General features: G+C 48.0%; 17 protein-coding genes and 1 tRNA gene. 14 read left to right on the forward strand and 4 right to left on the reverse strand.

Going from position 1 to position 19,337, the window contains the following annotated elements; all coding sequences use genetic code 11:
* Positions 1-141 precede the first annotated feature (141 nt).
* A tRNA-Pro gene (locus tag ACKU40_RS01830) sits at positions 142-218 on the reverse strand.
* A 352-nt stretch (positions 219-570) separates the two neighbouring features.
* Between ACKU40_RS01830 and ACKU40_RS01835 the strand changes: the two genes are divergently transcribed.
* From ACKU40_RS01835 to ACKU40_RS01865, 7 genes are all read left to right on the forward strand, one after another.
* Positions 571-1,620, forward strand: a complete 1,050-nt coding sequence (locus tag ACKU40_RS01835) for a chemotaxis response regulator protein-glutamate methylesterase (protein ID WP_320174839.1) — start codon at positions 571-573, stop codon at positions 1,618-1,620.
* Between the two features lie 59 nt (positions 1,621-1,679).
* The gene (locus tag ACKU40_RS01840) at positions 1,680-3,608 is read left to right on the forward strand and encodes a HEAT repeat domain-containing protein (RefSeq protein WP_320174840.1); all 1,929 of its coding nucleotides are present in this window, start codon (positions 1,680-1,682) and stop codon (positions 3,606-3,608) included.
* Positions 3,609-4,487, forward strand: a complete 879-nt coding sequence (locus ACKU40_RS01845; RefSeq protein ID WP_320174841.1) for a protein-glutamate O-methyltransferase CheR — start codon at positions 3,609-3,611, stop codon at positions 4,485-4,487.
* A gap of 41 nt (positions 4,488-4,528) precedes the next feature.
* Positions 4,529-5,347: a ParA family protein gene (locus tag ACKU40_RS01850; protein ID WP_320174842.1), complete on the forward strand. Its 819-nt coding sequence runs from the start codon at positions 4,529-4,531 to the stop codon at positions 5,345-5,347.
* On the forward strand, positions 5,334-6,032 hold the full coding sequence (locus ACKU40_RS01855; protein WP_320174843.1) for a chemotaxis protein CheW: 699 nt from the start codon (positions 5,334-5,336) through the stop codon (positions 6,030-6,032). Before ACKU40_RS01850 ends, ACKU40_RS01855 begins: the two co-directional genes overlap by 14 nt.
* Complete coding sequence (locus ACKU40_RS01860) at positions 6,025-6,393, forward strand: response regulator (RefSeq protein WP_015852595.1); 369 nt, start codon at positions 6,025-6,027, stop codon at positions 6,391-6,393. Before ACKU40_RS01855 ends, ACKU40_RS01860 begins: the two co-directional genes overlap by 8 nt.
* A gap of 87 nt (positions 6,394-6,480) precedes the next feature.
* Entirely contained in the window at positions 6,481-9,426 is a 2,946-nt protein-coding gene (locus tag ACKU40_RS01865; protein ID WP_320174844.1) for an Hpt domain-containing protein, read from the forward strand.
* 128 nt (positions 9,427-9,554) lie between these two features.
* Here the strand turns inward: ACKU40_RS01865 and ACKU40_RS01870 are convergent, their stop codons facing one another.
* A complete protein-coding gene (locus tag ACKU40_RS01870) occupies positions 9,555-10,532 on the reverse strand; it encodes a hypothetical protein (RefSeq protein WP_320174845.1) in 978 nt (325 codons plus the stop codon).
* A 207-nt stretch (positions 10,533-10,739) separates the two neighbouring features.
* Here ACKU40_RS01870 and ybgF point away from each other — a divergent pair, with 207 nt between their 5' ends.
* From ybgF to ACKU40_RS01905, 7 genes are all read left to right on the forward strand, one after another.
* A complete protein-coding gene (gene ybgF / locus ACKU40_RS01875; protein WP_320174846.1) occupies positions 10,740-11,579 on the forward strand; it encodes a tol-pal system protein YbgF in 840 nt (279 codons plus the stop codon).
* A 21-nt stretch (positions 11,580-11,600) separates the two neighbouring features.
* Positions 11,601-12,812, forward strand: coding sequence for a DNA-processing protein DprA (dprA, locus tag ACKU40_RS01880; protein ID WP_320174847.1), 1,212 nt, complete (start codon positions 11,601-11,603; stop codon positions 12,810-12,812).
* Between the two features lie 44 nt (positions 12,813-12,856).
* A complete protein-coding gene (locus ACKU40_RS01885) occupies positions 12,857-13,267 on the forward strand; it encodes a hypothetical protein (RefSeq protein WP_320174848.1) in 411 nt (136 codons plus the stop codon).
* Positions 13,268-14,107: an HDOD domain-containing protein gene (locus ACKU40_RS01890; protein WP_320174849.1), complete on the forward strand. Its 840-nt coding sequence runs from the start codon at positions 13,268-13,270 to the stop codon at positions 14,105-14,107.
* A gap of 64 nt (positions 14,108-14,171) precedes the next feature.
* Complete coding sequence (locus ACKU40_RS01895; protein ID WP_320174850.1) at positions 14,172-15,164, forward strand: GGDEF domain-containing response regulator; 993 nt, start codon at positions 14,172-14,174, stop codon at positions 15,162-15,164.
* Entirely contained in the window at positions 15,136-16,095 is a 960-nt protein-coding gene (gene xerC / locus ACKU40_RS01900) for a tyrosine recombinase XerC (protein WP_320174851.1), read from the forward strand. The genes ACKU40_RS01895 and xerC overlap by 29 nt, the downstream gene beginning before the upstream one ends.
* A 59-nt stretch (positions 16,096-16,154) precedes the next feature.
* Complete coding sequence (locus ACKU40_RS01905; protein WP_320174852.1) at positions 16,155-16,682, forward strand: hypothetical protein; 528 nt, start codon at positions 16,155-16,157, stop codon at positions 16,680-16,682.
* Between the two features lie 78 nt (positions 16,683-16,760).
* On the opposite strand, the gene ACKU40_RS01910 is transcribed toward ACKU40_RS01905, so the two are convergent.
* Positions 16,761-17,840: a nitronate monooxygenase family protein gene (locus ACKU40_RS01910; RefSeq protein ID WP_320174853.1), complete on the reverse strand. Its 1,080-nt coding sequence runs from the start codon at positions 17,838-17,840 to the stop codon at positions 16,761-16,763.
* Positions 17,841-18,090: 250 nt separating this feature from the next.
* Positions 18,091-19,281, reverse strand: a complete 1,191-nt coding sequence (gene lhgO / locus ACKU40_RS01915) for an L-2-hydroxyglutarate oxidase (RefSeq protein WP_320174854.1) — start codon at positions 19,279-19,281, stop codon at positions 18,091-18,093.
* Positions 19,282-19,337 lie beyond the last annotated feature (56 nt).

A 19,337-nucleotide genomic window follows, 5' to 3' on the forward strand; every position in this document is an offset into this window, starting at 1 on the left:
AGTCGAGTCTAGAATCAACGGCTGAAAATTTGGTCAATCGGGCTTACGGCCTTTTCTTTGGTGTAGACCCCTATAGACCCGCAATAGGTTAGCAAAAATAAAAGGGTTTACGAAGCTTGCTTCGTAAACCCTTGAATTATCTGGTCGGGATGAGAGGATTTGAACCTCCGGTCTCTGCGTCCCGAACGCAGCGCTCTACCAGACTGAGCCACATCCCGTCGTGAGATTGGGTATCTATCGAATCCTGAGATACTTGGCAAGAAAAAAATTAAGAAAAAAAATAATTTCAAAAAGATTGCACATGAATTTTTATATTCTTGCACATAAACTTCCAATGTTTTAAAGTGATAAAAGTGTGAGTATTAAAATTTGTCCTGAAAATCGATTTGTATGATTTTTTGGTGAAATTCGGGGAGTTTGTTGGACAAAAATACTCATATGTGACAAGTTTTATCTACGGTTGCGGTTCGCTTTTATTTGAACGGCATGGTTGTTTCGAAAAATCGTCTTTGTATACACACTGTTAAAGACTGAGCTGAGTAGACGCCGTAGAGAAAGGAGATCGGGTTAGTGATAAATGTCGTAGTTGTAGATGATTCCGCTTTCATGCGTAAAGCTATTAGCACCATGCTGCAGAAGGACCCCGGCATCAAGGTGGTAGCCACCGCGCGTGACGGGGAGGAAGGCTTAAGGGTTATCAGGAAGCATAACCCGGACGTGGTTACTCTTGATATTGAAATGCCAAAGATGGACGGTCTGACCGCGCTAAGGCATATCATGATGGAAATGCCCCGTCCGGTGCTTATGGTCAGTTCCCTGACTACTGAAGGTGCCGAGGCCACCCTGAAAGCTATGGATCTTGGGGCTGTGGATTTTATCCCCAAGCAGTTGTCAAAAGTTTCCCTCGACATTGTAAAGATTGAAAACGACCTGATCTCCAAGGTTAAGACTGTTGCCAGACGAAAGATGCGCCCTGTGCCTCGCCTGCGTGCAGCCACTGCTGCTCGCAAGCCTGCTGTCCCTCTCAGGACTCCGCACGGAAGGGCCAAGCGAGATGTGGTTGTAATCGGTGTTTCCACCGGTGGGCCGCCAGCTGTTCAGAAAATTCTTTCTTCGCTGCCAAAAGATTTCCCGGCCGGTATTGTTATCGCTCAGCACATGCCTAAAGCATTTACCGGTCCATTTGCTAACCGTCTTAACGGGGTCAGCCAGATTAACGTCAAAGAGGCTGAAACTGGTGACAGGCTTCTGCCCGGTCACGCATTTGTCGCTCCCGGCGGTTCTCATCTGGTGATTGACCAGAAGGTCAGCAGGATTGATCTGATTGTAACTCCTGAACCCAGGGAGGCTTTGTATAAGCCTTCTGCAAACGTGCTTGTATCTTCTGTTGCCAAGGCGGTTGGACGCAGAGCCCTCGGAGTTATCCTGACCGGAATGGGCAATGACGGTCGTGACGGAATCAGGGAACTCAAAAGCAAGGGCGGCAGAGCCATTGCTCAGAGTGATTCATCCTGCGTTGTTTACGGTATGCCGAAAGCTATCGTGGATGACGGACTTGCAGATGAAATTGTAGATATTGATGATATGGCAAATGCTATCATCAATAATCTTTACCTGTAATTTTTTTTAAGACGCAACCGTGAGATGTCTTACGGATTTAAACAAAATGGGGACTTGCAATGATGGATTGTTCTAAGGTTCTTGAAGAACTTAAAAGTGACGATAATGAAGTCGTCCGTGAGGCCGCGTTTCAGGCTGGGGAGTTGAAATGTGCAGATGCAGTTCCTCTGCTGGCCGATCTTTTAAAGACCAGCCATCTGGGATTGCAGGAAGCAGCCGACCATGCTCTACGGAACATCGGCGGCAAGGGAGCTGTTCAGGCTGTCGTGCCGCTGCTTAGATCAGATGAAGCCCCGGTCAGGAACCTTTCCATGGATATCCTGCGTGAAGTAGGTGCGCAGGATTTTGCTTCCCTTGTGGATCTTGTCCATGACGAAGATCCTGATATCAGAATTTTCGCAACTGACATTTTAGGGTCGACCAACAGTTTCATGGCTGTGGAACCCTTATGCGACGCCCTGCTTAAAGACCCTGAGGTCAATGTCCGCTATCAGGCTGCAGTAAGCCTTGGTGATCTTGCCAACCCCGCTGCGGCTCGTTGCTTGAATAAGGCCATGCAGGATGATGAGTGGGTACAGTATGCCGTCATTGAAGCTCTGGCAAAAATCAAGCACTCCAGCTCCGTAGATGCGCTGGTCAAGGCTTTGAATACCAGTTCCGATCTTGTGGCCTCCATGATTGTGGATGCTCTTGGCGAGGTCGGCAATATCAAGGCTGTTACTATGCTGCTCCGGCATCTGGACAAAAGTCCCACAGCTCTGCGCAACAAGATTGTGAAGGCTATCGTCAGCATTCTCGGCGGCAAGTCTCTCAAGCTTCTTTCTGCTAGCGAGCGGGAAAAGCTCCGCGAATATATGCTGGTCGCCCTTAATGACGAAGACGAAGATGTGCAGGATGCTGCTATCTCCGGGCTGGGTTATGTGGGCGGTGAAAAAGCCACTGAAGAAGTGCTCAAGCTCGCCAGCGAACTTGATCCCGACCGTGACCGTGACCGTCTTGCAGTAATAATCAATGACCTTTCGAATATCGGCCTGAACGAGGCTCTGGTCGCTGCTGTGAATAGCGGTAACTTCAAGAAGGCAGCGATTGTTATTGAGATTCTTTCAAGGCTGAAAGGTCCGGAAGTCTCCAATGTCCTCATGGACGCATTTGAAAATGGAGATCGGGACATCAAGCGTGGAATCCTTGAAGCTCTCGTCTCCACGGCCGATGAAGAAGCCAAGGGATTCTTTGAAAATGTTCTTGAAAGTGAGCAGGACGGTTCAATGCTCAAATCTGCCATCAATTTCCTTGGCGGCAAGCTTAAGGATGTTGATGCCGTGGATGCTATTTTCGGATTGCTTACTCACTCCTATGATGATGTGAAGGAAGCAGCCCTCAATGCCTGCGTCGCTATTGGCGGCGAGGATGTTAACCGGCGATTTGTTGAATTGTTCAGCAGCGATGAGCCTATCGAAAGGCTGATGGCTGTGTTTGCCATGGGGCAGATTGATGCTCACGGCAACCTTGAACATATTAAGATTGCTCTTGAGGATGAAGTTCCTGATATTAGGAAGATTGCTCTTGAAGCGCTGCATGATTGTTCTGCAGACTCCGAAAGCATGTCACTCATTTTTTCAAGACTTCATGATGAAAATCGCGATGTACGTTTGACTGTGATTGAGCTTCTGGGAAGCTGCTATACTGATGAAGCTATCCCTTACATTATTCAGGCCCTTCAGGATGATGATGACTGGGTACAGATCAGAGCAGCAGAAGCTCTTGGTGAGCATCGTGAAGAAAGTGCATTGCCTGAACTTATAACAATGTTGGATTCTCCACATAAGCTTGTGGTCCTTAAGGTGATTGAAGTATTAGGCGCCATTGGCGGAACTATGGCGTTTCAGGCTCTTCTGGAAGCGTCCAATTCCGACTCCGATCCCGAGGTTATTCAGGCTGCCGAAGAGGCTATTTTGAGAATTCAGGAAGAGCAAGGAGAAGGAGACTAGATGTCTTCTCTGTTTTCAAAGACAATATCGCTGCGGAAAGAGCTGAAAATCTCCGATTTGGAGTTCACTCAGCTTCGTGATTTCATTTACGATCAGGCAGGTATCTTTATTGCGGGCAACCGTAAATATCTGCTTGAAAACCGTCTTGCCAATCGCTTGAAGGAACTAAACCTCAAGAATTTTGGCGAGTATTATTATTACCTGCAATATGATCCGGGTAAAAAGGCTGAGTTGAATAAGCTTTTCGAGGTCATTACTACCAATGAGACAAGCTTTTATCGCAATCCGCCCCAGCTGAAGGTTTTTCAGACCAAGGTTCTGCCTGCTGTTCTGGATGAGCTGCGCAAGAAAAGGCGTAAGAGGCTGCGTATCTGGTCTGCCGGTTGTTCTACCGGTGAGGAGCCTTATACCCTTTCTATGATCATTCATGATGTTCTTGGTTCCGAACTCAGCAGCTGGGATGTCAAAATTACTGCTAATGACCTTTCTGAAAGGGTTCTCAAATCCGCACGCCGTGCGGTTTACAGCGAATACTCACTGCGTACGACTCCAAAGGAGATTATAGCCAAGTATTTTGATAAGGACGGTAAGCAATTCAAGGTAAAGCCCAACGTTAAGCAGTTGGTCAGCTTCGGCCAGATCAACCTTAGCGACCGCATGCAGGTCAGGCGGGTTGAAAGGTCGGAAATCGTGTTCTGCAGGAACGTGATCATCTACTTTGATGAAGCCATGAAGAAAAAGGTTATTAATGCTTATTACGATAACCTTGTCCCCGGAGGTTACCTGATTATCGGCCATTCTGAATCCCTGCATAATATCACCAGGGCGTTCAAGCCGGTTCATCATCCGGGTGCGATTATTTACCAGAAGCTGGAATAATACCGGTCTGCGGTTAAATTTATATAAAGCTGCGGGCTGATATGGAAAACAGTAATATAAAGCAGTCGGACGGGACTGCAGCATTGGCGAAGGTTTATGCCATCGCCAACCAGAAGGGAGGTGTAGGCAAAACGACCACGGCTCTGACTCTTGGGGATGCCCTGACCAGGGAAGGAAAAAAAGTACTGGTCATTGATCTTGATCCCCATGCGAATGCCTCGGTCCATATGTCTTACTTTCCTGAAACCGTCACAACCTCGGCTCATGATCTGTTTTTTGATGATGCGGATTTCAAGAGCCTCTGGGGCAAGATAGTCAAGAAACGCGAATGGGTTGGTTTTGACTTTGTCCCGGCCAGCATTCGTTTATCCGAGCTGGAGGTTGACCTTAAAGACAGGAAGAATAAAGGGATGGTTCTCTCCAATTCGTTGGATGAGGTTAAAGAGTATTACGACTACATACTCATTGACTGTCCGCCCCATGTGGGAGTGCTGCTGGTTAACGCCATTGTGGCCGCGGATATTGTACTCATCCCTATTCAGACTGACTTTTTAGCTCTTTATGGTATTCGTTTGCTCTTTGATACGATCAAGATTTTAAACAAGGTGCTTCCCAGTCCTGTTAAATTCATGGCTTTGCCTACTATGTATGACGGCAGAGCTGGGGCGTGCAGGAAAATTTTGAATCTGATCAGGAGAAAGTTGGGGGATAAGGTTTTCAGTACCGTTATCCATATGGATACCAAGTTCAGAGAGGCCTGCGCCAGCGGTAAGATCATTTTTGATATTGATCCTAAAACACGCGGCGCTCAGGAATATATGCAGTTGGCAAGAGAGATAGTCAGAAATGAAGACGCCTGAAGAATATTTTGTTGAAAACGTAAACCTGCCCAGTGAAGAAAAGCAGGACGGCGGATACACTGATGCCGAAAATGCTTTTATGGATAAGTATATGGGAATTGGCGGGCAGGCCGCGTTTGACAGCCTTGATCGGGTAGATCCCCGAAGGGAAGCTGCTATTCCCGGATTCAGTTCCGGTCCGGTCGACGATTACGGGGGAGAAGGAAGTTCCGCAGACTTTGAGGAAAAGCTCAAGGAAGAGGATGAAATCCAGCTCGTCAGTTTTGTTGTTGGTGACCGGGAATATGGTTTGCCTATCATGGTCATTCAGGAAGTTGTCAGAAAGATTCCTGTGACCTTGCTCCCCGCTGCACCACGGTTTATGCAGGGAATTATCAACCTGAGGGGACGGGTTACTCCGGTTCTTGATTTGAGATACCTGCTGCATGACGGAATGGGCGTACATGATAAATTTGTTGTTATCTGCAGGCATAAAGGCTTGCAGATCGGCTTGGCTATCAGTGCGGTGAGAACTATGTACCGCGCATATCAGAAGGATCTGGTTTGGGGCGTAGAATCAGAGGTGGGTGTGAGTTCTGATTTTCTGCTCGGCCTGTATAAAAACGGTGAAAAACTGGTCAACATTCTTTCCGTAGATCGACTGGTAGAACAAATTTTAAAGAGTGAAGGAGAGGGAAATGCCTAAACATATTCTGATAGTGGACGATTCAAAGACTGTAAGGAACCTCGTCGCCTTCATCATGAAAAAAGAAGGGTTCAAGGTAACTACAGCGGAAGATGGCTTAGACGGCCTTGAAAAGCTTTACAGTCTGGACAAAGTTGATCTAATTATTTCCGATGTAAATATGCCGAGAATGGACGGGTTTACTTACATTAAAACAGTTCGCGAGCAGGATGCATACAAAGATATCCCCATTATTGTGCTCTCGACTGAAGGTCAGGAAAAAGATATTCAGACCGGCCTGAGCCTGGGGGCAAACCTCTATATGGTGAAGCCTGCCCAGCCCGAAAAAATGGTTAAGAATATTAAAATGCTTCTCGGATAATGTATTTACGGTACGGTCTATGAAGGCTGTTTCCGGACTTGGCTGCAACTGACCACTGCAGAAGAACTTTTAAGAAGGGGTCTCTAGATGAGCCAGGATTTCATGGATCCTGAAATTTTTGCGGATTTCATTATTGAAGCTAAAGAGCATCTCGAAACTATTGAGCCCAACCTGCTTGAGCTCGAAAATAATCCCGAGAATCTTGATCTTCTGAATGAAATATTCAGGCCAATGCACTCCCTCAAGGGAGCTTCAGGCTTTTTGGGACTGAATATCATCAATGGCCTTGCCCATAGGGCTGAAAATATTCTTGATGAACTGCGGAAAGGTGAGATTGCGGTTACATCCGAAATTATGGATGTAATTCTTGCCGCCACCGACTTGTTACGTCAGTTGATTGATAATTTGGATGAACTCGGTAATGAAGGTGTAGTTGATACTTCAATTACCATTGAAAGAATTGATGCCATCATGGCCGGTGAAACCCTCGAACCTTCCAACTCTTCTGCGGAAGAGGTTGCCACTGAACCTGAACCGGAACCCGAGCCGGAGCCTGTTTTGGAAGAAGTAGAGCCGGACCCTGAACCGGTTGAAGAAATTATTGAAGTTGAGACAGATTTGCCGGAGACCCAAATCGAGCAGGAGTCCAATATGTCAGATTCAGGACGCAAACAGGCTTTTCAGTTTGTAGCCATCGTCAATGAGGAAGCTGAATCCTATAAGTTGACAACCGTAGGAGAAGGTCATCTAGCCGATTTTCTTGAAGAAGCCCATGAAATCATCGAGAATCTCACTAACGGCCTGCTTGAGCTTGAGCAGGATCCCGAAGGCAATGACGACCTCATCAATGATATCTTCAGATATTTCCATAACCTTAAGGGTAACAGCGGTATTATCGGTTTCCGTGAGCTGAACTCGCTCACCCATGAAGCCGAAACCCTGCTGAACAAAGTCCGAAAGGGTGAAGTAGCTGCTACCCGAACCATGATCGACCTGCTTTTGGCAGTCGTGGATGGTATTGAGTCTCTGATTGCTCATGTATCCCCGAAAACAGGTGATGTTCAGCCTTTGGATATTGATCAGCTTGTTACCCCGCTTCAGGAAGCGGTTGAGAAGGGTGAAGTTGTTACCAGCGAGTTTTTTGAAGAAGACGAGGTCGATGAAGAGCCTGAGTCTGAGCCTGAATCTGAACCGGAAGCTGAGCTGGAACCTGCAGAAGACGGATTGGATCCGGAAGATATAGCAATTTTTGAACAGACTGTTCATCAACAGATCGATAATATCGAGCTGGCATTGAAAACTCTCGGCGAGGATTCCGGTCAGAAAGATTATATTGATGGACTCTACAGGAGCCTTGTTTCCATCCAGAATTCCGGTGGATACATGGGTTTTGACGACTTGCGGGAATACGCAGAAAGAACCGCAGGACTGGTTGATCAGGCCCGTTCATCTGACATGGATTTTGGGTTGATGCTTGATCTGTTGCGTCAGGAATGTGGAATTATTTCAGAGATGATTGATTCTTCTGTTAGCGATCTTAAGGGTGCCGCAGAGGCTCCTGCCGAACCCAAGCCCAAGCCCGAGCCCAAGCCCGAGCCTAAGCCGGAACCTAAGCCCGAGCCTAAGCCTGAGCCTAAGCCGGAACCTAAGCCCGAGCCTAAACCGGAGCCTAAGCCCGCACCTAAGCCTGAGCCCAAGCCCGCACCTAAGCCGGAAGCGAAGCCTGCTCCTAAAGCCGCTGCCAAGCCTGCAGCGAAGCCTGCTGCAAAACCGAAGCCTAAACCTGCAGCCGGTGCTCCGGTCAAGAGTTCCAAGCCTAAGGCCATGTCTACCATCAGGGTTGACCACCAGAAGCTTGACCATCTTATGAACCTGATCGGAGAGCTTATCATCAGCAGGGGGCGTTATACCATGCTTGCCCGCGGTCTTGAGGAAGGACACCTTGAGGTTCCGGTTGTTGCCCAGCAGCTGACTGAAACAACATACGCTCTGTCCAGAATCTCTGATGACCTGCAGGACACCATCATGAAGGTCCGCATGGTCGCTGTTCAGACTGTATTTTCGAGATTTCCGCGTTTGGTTCGCGACCTTAGCCGTAAGAGCGGCAAGCGGGTCGAGTTGATAACCGAAGGCGAAGAGACTGAACTCGATAAGAGTGTTGTCGAGGAAATCGGCGATCCTCTTGTCCACTTGATCAGGAACTCTGTCGACCATGGCCTTGAGCCGGAAGAAGAGCGCATCGCTAACGGAAAAACCCCTCAGGGGCATGTCTGGCTGCGCGCTTATCACAAGGGTAACTCTGTTGCCATTGAGGTTGAGGATGATGGACGCGGAATTGATCCTGAAAAGATGCGTAATGTCGCTATCAAGAAAGGGGTTATTTCTCCGGAAGAAGCCCGTAACCTTGATGACCGCGAAGCTATTGAACTGATTTTCGCTCCGGGATTCTCCTCCGCCGAAAAGGTTACCGACATTTCCGGTCGAGGCGTGGGAATGGATGTTGTACGTAACAACATCAAGGACCTTAAAGGTAGTGTCCACATTTCCTCCGAAGTTGGTAAGGGCTCCAAATTTACCCTTACCCTGCCGCTGACCCTGGCGATTATTGATGCGCTTATGGTTCAGATTAACGGTGCAAACTACGCCATTCCTCTTGATGCGGTTTCTGAAACCACTAAGATTGAGGCGGAAAGGCTTACTGAAGTCAACAACCGTAAAGCAGTTACCCTGCGCGGTGAGGTGCTTGGTATTGCCGAGCTTGCCGAACTTCTTGAACAGCCGGTCAGCGATCCTGACCGCGAGGTTTTGCCTGTTGTTATTGTCCATGACAATGACCGTCGCCTCGGATTGGTTGTAGACAGACTTCTTGAGCGTCAGGAAATCGTTATTAAACCTCTCGGTAATTACCTCAACGGCTTTGATCTCAAAGGCGTATCAGGTGCTACCATTATGGGTGACGGTAGCGTTGTTCTTATCCTTGACCCCCATGAGATCTACAGTATGGCAACAGTTAAGAGCGGTAGTATTCAGTAGCTGTCAGTTACATAAAGTGAAAGTTAATCCCCCTGATGCTTATGCTTCAGGGGGATTTTTTTGCGCAGCAATAAAAAAGGCTTCTCCGATTAACGAAGAAGCCTTTTCCTGTTTGTATATTTGTAGCCTTAGGACAGGCTCAGATATAAGCTCATCGTCCCTGCCATGAGAGTTGCATGGGCGAGGATGACCAGAAGCGGAGCGAGAGCAAGGCCGATTTTGTGGCGCATGGGTGTTTCGCTTCTCCATGTTACTGTCCATACTGCACAGCAGAGGATGGTCAGCAGCAGGGAGGCCCCGAAGCTTATGGCTACGGGCAGGTTCTGATATAAAGTGGCAATGTTGGGACCGCAGATGTAGTAGATTACACCGCCTGAAGCAGCCAGCTGCAGCAGGGACGGGAATAATGCCCAGCGAGCAACCACCGGAAGCGAGAATTTATAGTAATCGCGACCGAAGTCGTCTTTGTTGCGGCGCAGTACCAGATAAAGGCCGGAAGCTGTGGCAGCAAAGGCAAGGGCCATGATCAGGTAGATTCCAGCCAGACAAAGTCCCGCCTTGCCGGGAAGTTGCTGGAAATGTGTGTAAAAAGGAACTGCCGGAACAGCAGGGGTAGGGCTTTCAATCTGCAGGGTGAAAAATCTCTGCATGATCACTGTGGCAACATGTATGGATGCAACACCTCCCAATGCGCCAATTGCGCCGAGCATGGTGTGCAGCGGTTTGCTTTTTTTAAGTTTTTTCCAGCTGTATTTATAAGGTATGAGGCCCGCCAGCGCGATTCCCAGAGTGATGTAAAACATCATAACCGGAGAAGCTGGGTTGATAAACCAGTCCTTAAGCCATGGCATTTGACGGCTGAAAAATGCGGCAGCACTTCCTAGGCAGATGGTAAAGAGTAGGTAGAGGACCAAAGTCAGTGTTGTTACCTGCTGGGCCAGTTTGTCGTAAAAAATCTTTTTGCGTGCCTTGGCCGTAATTTCAAGGATCACAGCCATGATCGGGGCACCGATAGCCGCAAGCGTGGCAAAGTCCACCAGAGCTTTGGGCAGCATCTGAGCACTCATCATTGCCGTGAGCCGAATAGGTTCCATGGGGATGTTCATATTTGCTTTCCTAAAATAAGGGTTTTAAAGACTTCTTTTGTGTGCACTTTTTGCCCTAAATTTGCACAGGACGCAAGGGGAGGGGGCGTCCATTATGTAAAAGGTTAGATATGCTTGCCAAATCTAATTAAGTGGCCTACTTTAATTTCGTTGAAACTTGAACCAAATTCACCAGTTAGATTCAACACGTCTTTCGGAGAATATTTGATGCAGTACTTACGAATCCTTCTTATTGTTGTTCTGGCCGTCGTTGTGAGCGGATGTTTTGCGGCAAAGCAGTCTGAAGAGCCTGTTAAGCCCGCATGGGGCGGTAGCGAAGAGTGGCGCCTTAAGAGTCTTGAAGAGAATTTTTTACATTTCAAGGAAGGAATGCGTCAACAGAATGATCTGATTGAAAGCAATCACAAAGACACCACTGCTCAAATTGAAAAGCTTCAGGAACGGATGACCGAACTGGACAGCACTCTTGCCGAGCTCAAGGAAAATCAGCAAAAGATGATGGCTATGAAGGTCGAACAGGAAATTCCTGCAGAAGAAACAGTAGTAGCCGAAGAAGTTGTCGTTGGCGGTAATAGCAGCAGCGAAGAAAAACCTTGGATGATTGTTCCCGGTGAAGCTGCAGCTACGCCCGCTTCGAGTCCTGCGGCTACTCCGAAACCTGTTTCTGCTTTAAGCGGAGATGCCCTGTATCAGGAAGGCGTGCGGCTGGTGATGAACGATAATCCTCTGAAGGCACGTGGACTGCTGGAGCAATATCTTGCCCAGAATCCTTCTTCCAATCTTGCTCCGAATGCTCTTTATTGGATTGGTGAAACATACTATTCTGAAAAGAGCTTTGCCCAGTCCATTCTTAAATTCAAGGAAGTTAGCAGGCGTTTTCCCAAGGCCGGGAAAGTCCCCGATGCCATGCTCAAGATCGGTTTGGCCTACGATAAGCTGGGTGACCGCGAGAATGCTGTTTTTTACCTGCGTACTCTGATTGAAGATTATCCTAAGTCTGCTCCTGCCAATATCGGCAGGGAACGTCTGCGTGCAATCGAAGGCTAGTACCTTCAGCGGCGTCCGTTGGTGAGTTCTCTTCAGGAAGAATATTTTGCATGTCTGGCCCTGCGCTATACGCCGGGGCTTGGGCCTAAATCATGGGGACCGATCCTCAAATATTATCCAACAGCTTACGAAGGTCTTAAGGACGCGGTAAACTGGCCTTCCCTTAAACTTGCTTCCGAAAAGAGCTCCAGAGCCGCAAAAAATGAAGAGTGGCGTTCCAAGGCTGAAAAAGAATACCGTGAGGCTATGCGTCTTGAATTTGGCATTCTGCCGTGGACGCATCCTCTATTCCCCGATCTTCTTAAAGAATTACCTGATCCTCCAACCTGCCTGTATTACTTCGGTGATCCGAAGCTGCTCTCCAATCCGGCTGTCGGTATTGTGGGCTCACGCAATAGCGGACGACTCGGAATGGAATATGCCGCAAGGCTTGCCGCGGATTTGTCAAGAAGCGGGATTACTGTCACTTCCGGCTTTGCAAAAGGTATAGATACCTGCGCTCATGAAGCTGCCTTGCACGGCGTAGGTTCAACAATAGCTGTACTTGGGACTGGTTTGGATTTTGATTCCTATCCGCCGGACAGTGACTGGCTGCGTAGAGGGGTGATTGAGTCCGGACTGATAATTTCTGAATTTCCGCCCGGAACAAAGCCTTTTGCCCGTAATTTTCCTTTTCGCAACCGGCTGATCAGCGGGTTGAGTGTAGGTGTTGTGGTTGTGGAGGCTGAAATTGCCAGCGGCAGTCTCGTTACAGCCCGTCTTGCCGGAGAGCAGGGCAGGGAAGTAATGGCTATGCCCGGTCCCAGCGGAGACAAAAGCTTTGCCGGATGTTTGAAATTGATTAAGGAAGGCGCAGCTCTTGTGGAAACCGCAGATGATGTATTACTGAACATCAGGCACGCCCTCGATATTGGGAATATTTCCGGGCAGAAGGCGGTTGCAGGGGCCGAGCGTAAGCTCCCTGTTAAAAGGGAGGACAAAGGCAGTCTGTCCAAACAGGTTGATGTTGCTGCCATAAGCAAACCTGCCGCGCCGATTATTGATATTAATTCCCTTGAACCGCCGGAGTCAGACATTGCTAAAGCTCTCCAAAGTGGGGGTAAGCTGCATATTGATGAGATCGCCCGTGCGGCGGGAATTGATGTTTCCGTGGCCGGAGCAGTTGTACTGAGCATGGAGGTCAAGGGAATGGTTGTGCGCTTTCCCGGCATGTATTATGATCTCCGGTGTTAACATGGGGCGGGTGTGTTTGAATTTTATTAGGAGAAGTCCGACTGATGCAGAAAATTCCGGTTAAACTTGCGGCTCCGGGCATGAAGCTTGCCAAGCCTGTAACCCGCGATAACGGTATGGTTGTTCTTGCCGAAGGGTTGGAGCTTACCGAAGGGATCATCCAGAAGCTGGAGTCCATGGACGTTGAGCGTATTGTAGTTAAAGGCAATCCCGTTAATATGGGGGACAACGACGATTCCTCGTGGTCCAAGAAGTCGGAACGACTCAACCATCTTTTCCGCCGCTATTCCAAAGACAAGTGGATGTTCCGGGTTAAAGGTTTTTTCAAGGAATATTTCGATCTCAAGGCTGCTGCTCAAAAGGCTGAAGAGGAAGCGGAAAGACTGGCTGAAGAGCAGGCCGCAGCTGAAGCCGCTGCAGCAGAAGAGGCAGCAGCAAACGGGGAGGGAGCATAGATGGTCGATCAGGATCTTAAAACCAGTGTAAAAGGTCAGATTCTTTCTACTTCCGACCTTCCTACCCTGCCTTCTGTGCTTGATGAGGTTACCAAGCTTGTAGATGACCCCAACTCATCAACCGAACAGGTCGCAAAAGTTATTTCACAGGATCAGGTACTTTCCGCAAAAGTCCTCAAAATGGTTAACTCGCCCATTTATGGCTTTCCGGGAAGGATCACCACCATTCAGCATGCCCTTGTTTTGCTCGGCCTGAACGTAATTCGCGGCATTATTATTTCTACCTCTGTCTTTGACATGATTCAGCAGGCCATGTCCGGTCTTTGGGAGCACAGCCTCGGTTGCGCCATGGCCAGTGGTGCAATTGCCAAGGCTGCAGGATTCGAAGATCCTGAAGAATTCACCGTGGCCGGATTGCTTCATGATCTCGGTAAAGTCGTTACTGCAGTGCAGCTGCCGGAACTCAATGAAGCAGTGCGTATGACTGTTAAGGAAAAAGACCTGACCTACTATGAGGCTGAACGCCAGATTCTCGGCTTCGGTCATGACCGCATCAACGCTTGGCTGGCCAGACATTGGCACCTTCCGCCCAATGTTCGTGAAGCCATGACTTATCACCATCATCCTGATCGTGCCCAGCATTACCAGCAGACTGCCGCAGTGGTTCATGTCGGTGATTTTATTGTTCGTCTTTTTGAATACGGAAACGGCGGAGATGATCAGATTGCGTATTTCAAGCCTGCGGCCATGAAGATATTGAAATTGAAAATGAAGGATCTTGAACCGGTCATGGATGAAGTATCCGATAAGTTCATGGAGATATCCGACCTGACCTTCTAGCTCTGTCTGTTATTTTTTTTGTAATTTTACGGAACGTGGTCCGCTTGAGCTTTGACGTCATCCAATGGTTGATGTTAAACGGTTGGCTATGGACAAGAATAAGGATCACGGCCTGTTGGGGCTGACAAAATATAAGGCTATTCTGGTTTCTCCGGATAATTCATTGCGCGACCTGCTATTTGAAATCTGGCCGCCGGATGTGCTTGAATTTACCTGCTATACTAAAGCCCGTGGGGCTGTAGAACATCTTTTCAATGATCCGCCGGACCTGCTCATTGTGGACAGCAGGGTGGAAGATGTCCCGGCGCAGGAATTGGCCCGTCTGGTTAAGAGTGAGAACGTCTACCGGCAGCTTCCGGTAATCATCTGTCTGGATGATACAGATCTTCAGCATTCATGGGATTGGAACAAGGTTGAGGTTGATGATTTTCTGGTTCGGCCTTTTTTCCTGCCTGTAGTCAGGGAAAGGGTTAACCTGACACTTTGCCGCGCTCTCCGTGCACTTGATGCCAACCCCTTGTCCAAGCTTCCGGGCAACACTTCCATTATCCAGAAGATTCAAAGTCTGATTGACCGCAAGCAGGATTTTGCTCTTGCCTATTGCGACCTTGATTACTTCAAGTCCTTTAACGATAAGTACGGCTTCTCCCGCGGCGATGAAGTCCTGATGATGAGTGCGCGCATTATCGTCAACACGGTTAAGAGTTTTGCAGGCGAGCAGACTTTTGTGGGGCACGTGGGTGGCGATGACTTTGTCGTCATTACTTCCCCGGATATTATTGAAGAAGTCTGCCAGCGCATAATTTTTTCATTCGACGGTATTGTTCCCAATTTTTATGACATGGAAGACCGCCAGCGCAAATCCATTGTTTCCAAGGACCGTCAGGGCAATACTCAGACTTTTCCCTTGATGGCAATTTCCATTGCTGTTGTTTTTAACATCAACGGAAAGATGAAGCATTTTGGTGAAGCTTCTGCCATTGCCATGGCACTTAAGAAGAAAGCCAAAGAAAACCCCAAGAGCAGCTATGTCCTCGACCGCAGGAATAATAAATAATCTTCCAGAACCTGTTCAGGTTTTTATGACGTATCTGGATGTGGAGAAACGGTCCTCCGCTGCCACTCTGCGTTCCTATACAAAAGACATTTCCCAGTTTGAGGAGTTTCTGGAGACCCGGAAAAGAACCCTTGCGACCCCCGAAAAGGTAACACCGGATCTGGTGCGTGCTTTTCTTGCCAAGCTGCATGGACAGCGTCTTGCCAAGTCGAGCATGTCGCGTAAACTTTCCTCGTTGCGTTCATTTTTCAAGTATATGACCAAGCATCGTTTTATTCAGAATGATCCCATGGTCGGAATCAGGAACCCTAAACAGGAAATTCGCCATCCCCGTTCTTTAAATGTGGATCAGGCCATAAATTTAATGGATGCCCATGTGGGAGATGAACCTGCGGATAAGCGTGATCTGGCTTTGGCTGAGATGTTATATGGTTCCGGTCTGCGGGTAAGCGAGGCTATAACTCTTGACCTTTTTGATATAGATACCTCCAGCGGAGTGGTTCGTGTTTCCGGTAAAGGGAACAAGGAGCGGCTTTCCCCCTTGAGTGATGCGGCCTGCAGGGCTGTGAATGATTATCTGGCAGTTCGTGCCGAGCTTGGACCTGCCCTTGAGGAGCAGGCTTTGTTTGTGGGAAATCGTGGCGGGCGTATCAACCGCAGGCAGGTAAACCGAATTTTGGCCCGTATGGCCGAGGGAGCTGGACTGCATGAGGGAGTTCATCCGCATATGCTTAGGCATAGCTTTGCCTCGCATATGCTGCAGTCAGGGGCTGATATGCGGTCGGTGCAGGAACTTTTGGGGCATGAGCATCTTAGCACCACCCAGCGTTACACCCATTTGAACCTGCAGCAGATTATGAATGTTTATGATAAGGCCCATCCGCTGGCTGGGAACCAGTCGCCGGATTCAAGTGAGGATAAAAAGGAATAGATATTTGTAAATGAGTGTGTTAAGCAAAAGTTAACTTAACAATTTTTGGAGGATGTTTGATGAAAAAGCAGACCGCAGCGACAGTTACCAATGCAATCAATGATAAGAGTGAAGAAGCTCGTAAGGATGCTCTGTTTGAAATTCGCAGCCTGCGAAAGGATCTGGCCCAGCTTGAAAAAGAGCTGTCCTCCAAAAAAAATGAGATAGAAGATCCTGCTTTTGATCTTGTTCACAGTGCTTTTGAAATTTTCCGCCACACTCAGGTTATGGCTGAGAACCGCAAACTGACCGTGCAGATTGACGAAAGTCTAGAGAAAGCATCGTTCAAGGATTATCTTGATTCAAAGGGGGCCCGGGTGCTTAAGAAGCCCGAAGGATGGCACTGGATATCCCCTCAGGGCGAAATGCATTATTTAGGTGAATCCAATGAGACTCAGGCTGCAGCGGAAAAATTGGAAGCTTTAATCTCCAAACGCAAGAATCCTGCTGCCAAGAAAGCAGCGCCTAAAAAGGCTGCTCCAAAAAAAGAAGCCGCTCCCAAAGAAGAGTCTAAGCAGGAAGAAAAGAGCGCGGCTGAGAAGAAATAAATTTTTGTTGCACAATATGAAAAGGGCGTTTCGCAAAATGCGAAACGCCCTTTTTTATTATCGTATGGAGAAGTCAGCTTAGCGTGCTACGGCGCGATCGAATTCAGCTTTGAGGTCCGAGATGAGCTGTTTAACAGAGATGATCTTTTCGGTTCTCCAAGCATTGGAGCCGGCAAAGGCAAAACCGTTTTTCAGCTTGCCGCGCTGGGCATTGATCAGGGCGGAGGCAATGCAGTAGGGGCTTTCCTCTACTTTGCAGCTCTTGATGCAATGGAACGGGCACTTGAAGGGAGACTTTTTGCCATCGGTTACCGCTTGCAGGAAGTCGTTTTTAACTGCTCTGCCGGGGAGTCCTACGGGACTCTGGATGATGGCCATGTCTTCTTTGGTGGAATTTACGTAAGCCTGTTTGAATTCTTCGTCAGCATCGCACTCGTGAGTGGCAACAAAGCGGGTTCCCATCTGGACTCCGGCAGCACCCATCTTGATGTACTTACTGATGTCCTCACCGGAATAAACACCGCCGGCAGCGATAACCGGGATGGTACGGCCAGCTTTTTCTTCGAAGGGCTTAACAGCCTTGATTACTTCGGGAAGGATGTTTTCGAGGGCGAATTTGGGATCGTTGAGCTGCTCGCGTTTGAAGCCGAGGTGGCCGCCTGCCATGGGGCCTTCAACTACGAATGCATCAGGCAGGTAGTCGAATTTGGAAATCCATTTCTTGCAGATAATGGAAGCTGCGCGACCGGAGGAAACAATGGGGACCAGCTTGGTCTTTGCTCCGTCGTGCAGGTATTTGGGCAGGTCGAGGGGCAGTCCGGCACCGGAAAAGATAACATCTGCGCCTTCTTTTACAGAGGTGCTGACCATGTCCGCGAAGTTGGACAGGGCAACCATGATGTTTACACCGAGGATACCGGAGGTCATTTCCTTGGCCTTGCGAATTTCTTCGGCCAGAGTTTCGATGTGTGCTTTTGCGTGATCCTTACCACCGTTTTTGTTGGTAAGGCCGATCATTGCAGCAGCAATAACGCCGATGCCGCCTTCTTTGGCAACTGCGGAAGCAAGACCGGAAAGGGAAATTCCCACTCCCATGCCGCCCTGAATGACGGGCACCTTTGCTACCAGATCACCAATCTTAAGCTGAGGAAGATTCATACTAAAGTTCTCCTATGACTTGTATATTTAAGAGTTGCCTCTGAATATTAAACAATACTGTCAGCAAAAACACTTTGTGGCAGGTATCTGAAAGATACATACAGCGGTGTATTTATTGTTTAGAGGCAGCTTTGAAGTCCGAGAAAAGTTTTTTCCTGTATGAGGTTTAAAGTCAAGTTCTTTTTGACTGTTACAGCTTGGTGACACAATGTATAAATGATGTTTTTGCAATGCAAAATACATACATTCTCTAGTGTATGTATTTCTCCACAATCATTTCAGCAAAGTACATGGAGCTAGTGAAGGCCGGTGAAATAGCGTTGAGTACGTGCACACTCTTTTTATCACTTTCCACTAAAAAGTCCATGACAAGTTCATTCCGTTTCAGATCTACAAGTTGCGGGCGGATACCCACTTTGGGCGAACTTTCAATGTCATCCGGGGAAAGTTCTTTGACCAAATCTTTGGCATCGTTAAAGAAACATTTGAAAAAGTATTTACGAGGTTCTTCAAATGCAACGGATCGGAATTTGGGATTTTTGAAAAAAAGGATGGCATCACGGAGCATTATGTCGAATGCTTCTTTGTCCAGCCCGCTGAGGATACCATAGTTCTCGCGCCCGAATGCAGGAATGGCGGTAGGGCCTAAGTAGACATCGCCGCTAGCACCGCGGGTGAAGTGGATGCCGAGAAAAGGATTCTTGATGTTGGGTACCGGATAGATACTACCCTTGATGGTGTGGGCCTTTTCTTTCTTTAATTTCTTGTAGATTCCTTTGAATGGAATCAGCTGGTAGCCTTCGCCAAACCCGAATGGGCGGGCCACTTGATCGCTATAGGCACCGGCTGCGTTTATGAAGAGACCGCAATTGATTTCTCCTTTGTCGGTAACTATAATATTATTACTTTTTGCAGTAATAAACTTAGTGTCGAGCATGAAGGATACTTTTCCACTTGATTCAAGATCATTGTACAAGGATTGCATTACTGCGCGAGGATCTACTACAGCAGTGTAATGTGAAAATAACGCTTCTTTTGTTGTTTTTGCATTGGGTTCTATTTCTGCAAGACGCTGTTCATCAATGATCTCAACCTTGGCGCCGTTGGCGGTGGCCCGTTTATATAGCTCATGCAGGGTGGGCAGCTCCTCTTCATTGCGGGCGACAATTACCTTGCCTGTTTCCAGCAGGGGCAGATTTTTATCACGGCAATACTCTTTCATCCTGAAGTTACCGGAAAGGCAGGATACAGCACGCAGGCTGCCAGGAGCATAGTAAATTCCGGCATGCAGGACTCCGCTGTTACGTCCTGAGGCATGCTTTGCAATCTCAGGTTCTTTATCGATGATCAGAATATCCTTATGCCCTCTGGAAATCAGTTCCCGTGCGACAGTAAGACCTACAATTCCAGCTCCGCAAATCATGATTTCAGCAGTTTTCATGTCTATATTCCTTTTCGTGTTGTGATTAAGGCATAGTCTTCAATAGAGCACTGCTA

The sequence above is a fragment of the Maridesulfovibrio sp. genome, from assembly GCF_963666665.1.
Taxonomy (GTDB): domain Bacteria; phylum Desulfobacterota; class Desulfovibrionia; order Desulfovibrionales; family Desulfovibrionaceae; genus Maridesulfovibrio.

Bases quoted from the DNA above. Each gene is read 5' to 3' on its own strand.
- ACKU40_RS01840 (WP_320174840.1), top strand. From the start codon at position 1,680: ATGATGGATTGTTCTAAGGTTCTTGAAGAACTTAAAAGTGACGATAAT.
- ACKU40_RS01845 (WP_320174841.1), top strand. From the start codon at position 3,609: ATGTCTTCTCTGTTTTCAAAGACAATATCGCTGCGGAAAGAGCTGAAA.
- ACKU40_RS01850 (WP_320174842.1), top strand. From the start codon at position 4,529: ATGGAAAACAGTAATATAAAGCAGTCGGACGGGACTGCAGCATTGGCG.
- ACKU40_RS01855 (WP_320174843.1), top strand. From the start codon at position 5,334: ATGAAGACGCCTGAAGAATATTTTGTTGAAAACGTAAACCTGCCCAGT.
- ACKU40_RS01860 (WP_015852595.1), top strand. From the start codon at position 6,025: ATGCCTAAACATATTCTGATAGTGGACGATTCAAAGACTGTAAGGAAC.
- ACKU40_RS01865 (WP_320174844.1), top strand. From the start codon at position 6,481: ATGAGCCAGGATTTCATGGATCCTGAAATTTTTGCGGATTTCATTATT.
- ACKU40_RS01870 (WP_320174845.1), bottom strand. From the start codon at position 10,532: ATGAACATCCCCATGGAACCTATTCGGCTCACGGCAATGATGAGTGCT.
- ybgF (WP_320174846.1), top strand. From the start codon at position 10,740: ATGCAGTACTTACGAATCCTTCTTATTGTTGTTCTGGCCGTCGTTGTG.
- ACKU40_RS01885 (WP_320174848.1), top strand. From the start codon at position 12,857: ATGCAGAAAATTCCGGTTAAACTTGCGGCTCCGGGCATGAAGCTTGCC.
- ACKU40_RS01890 (WP_320174849.1), top strand. From the start codon at position 13,268: ATGGTCGATCAGGATCTTAAAACCAGTGTAAAAGGTCAGATTCTTTCT.
- ACKU40_RS01895 (WP_320174850.1), top strand. From the start codon at position 14,172: ATGGTTGATGTTAAACGGTTGGCTATGGACAAGAATAAGGATCACGGC.
- xerC (WP_320174851.1), top strand. From the start codon at position 15,136: ATGTCCTCGACCGCAGGAATAATAAATAATCTTCCAGAACCTGTTCAG.
- ACKU40_RS01905 (WP_320174852.1), top strand. From the start codon at position 16,155: ATGAAAAAGCAGACCGCAGCGACAGTTACCAATGCAATCAATGATAAG.
- ACKU40_RS01910 (WP_320174853.1), bottom strand. From the start codon at position 17,840: ATGAATCTTCCTCAGCTTAAGATTGGTGATCTGGTAGCAAAGGTGCCC.
- lhgO (WP_320174854.1), bottom strand. From the start codon at position 19,281: ATGAAAACTGCTGAAATCATGATTTGCGGAGCTGGAATTGTAGGTCTT.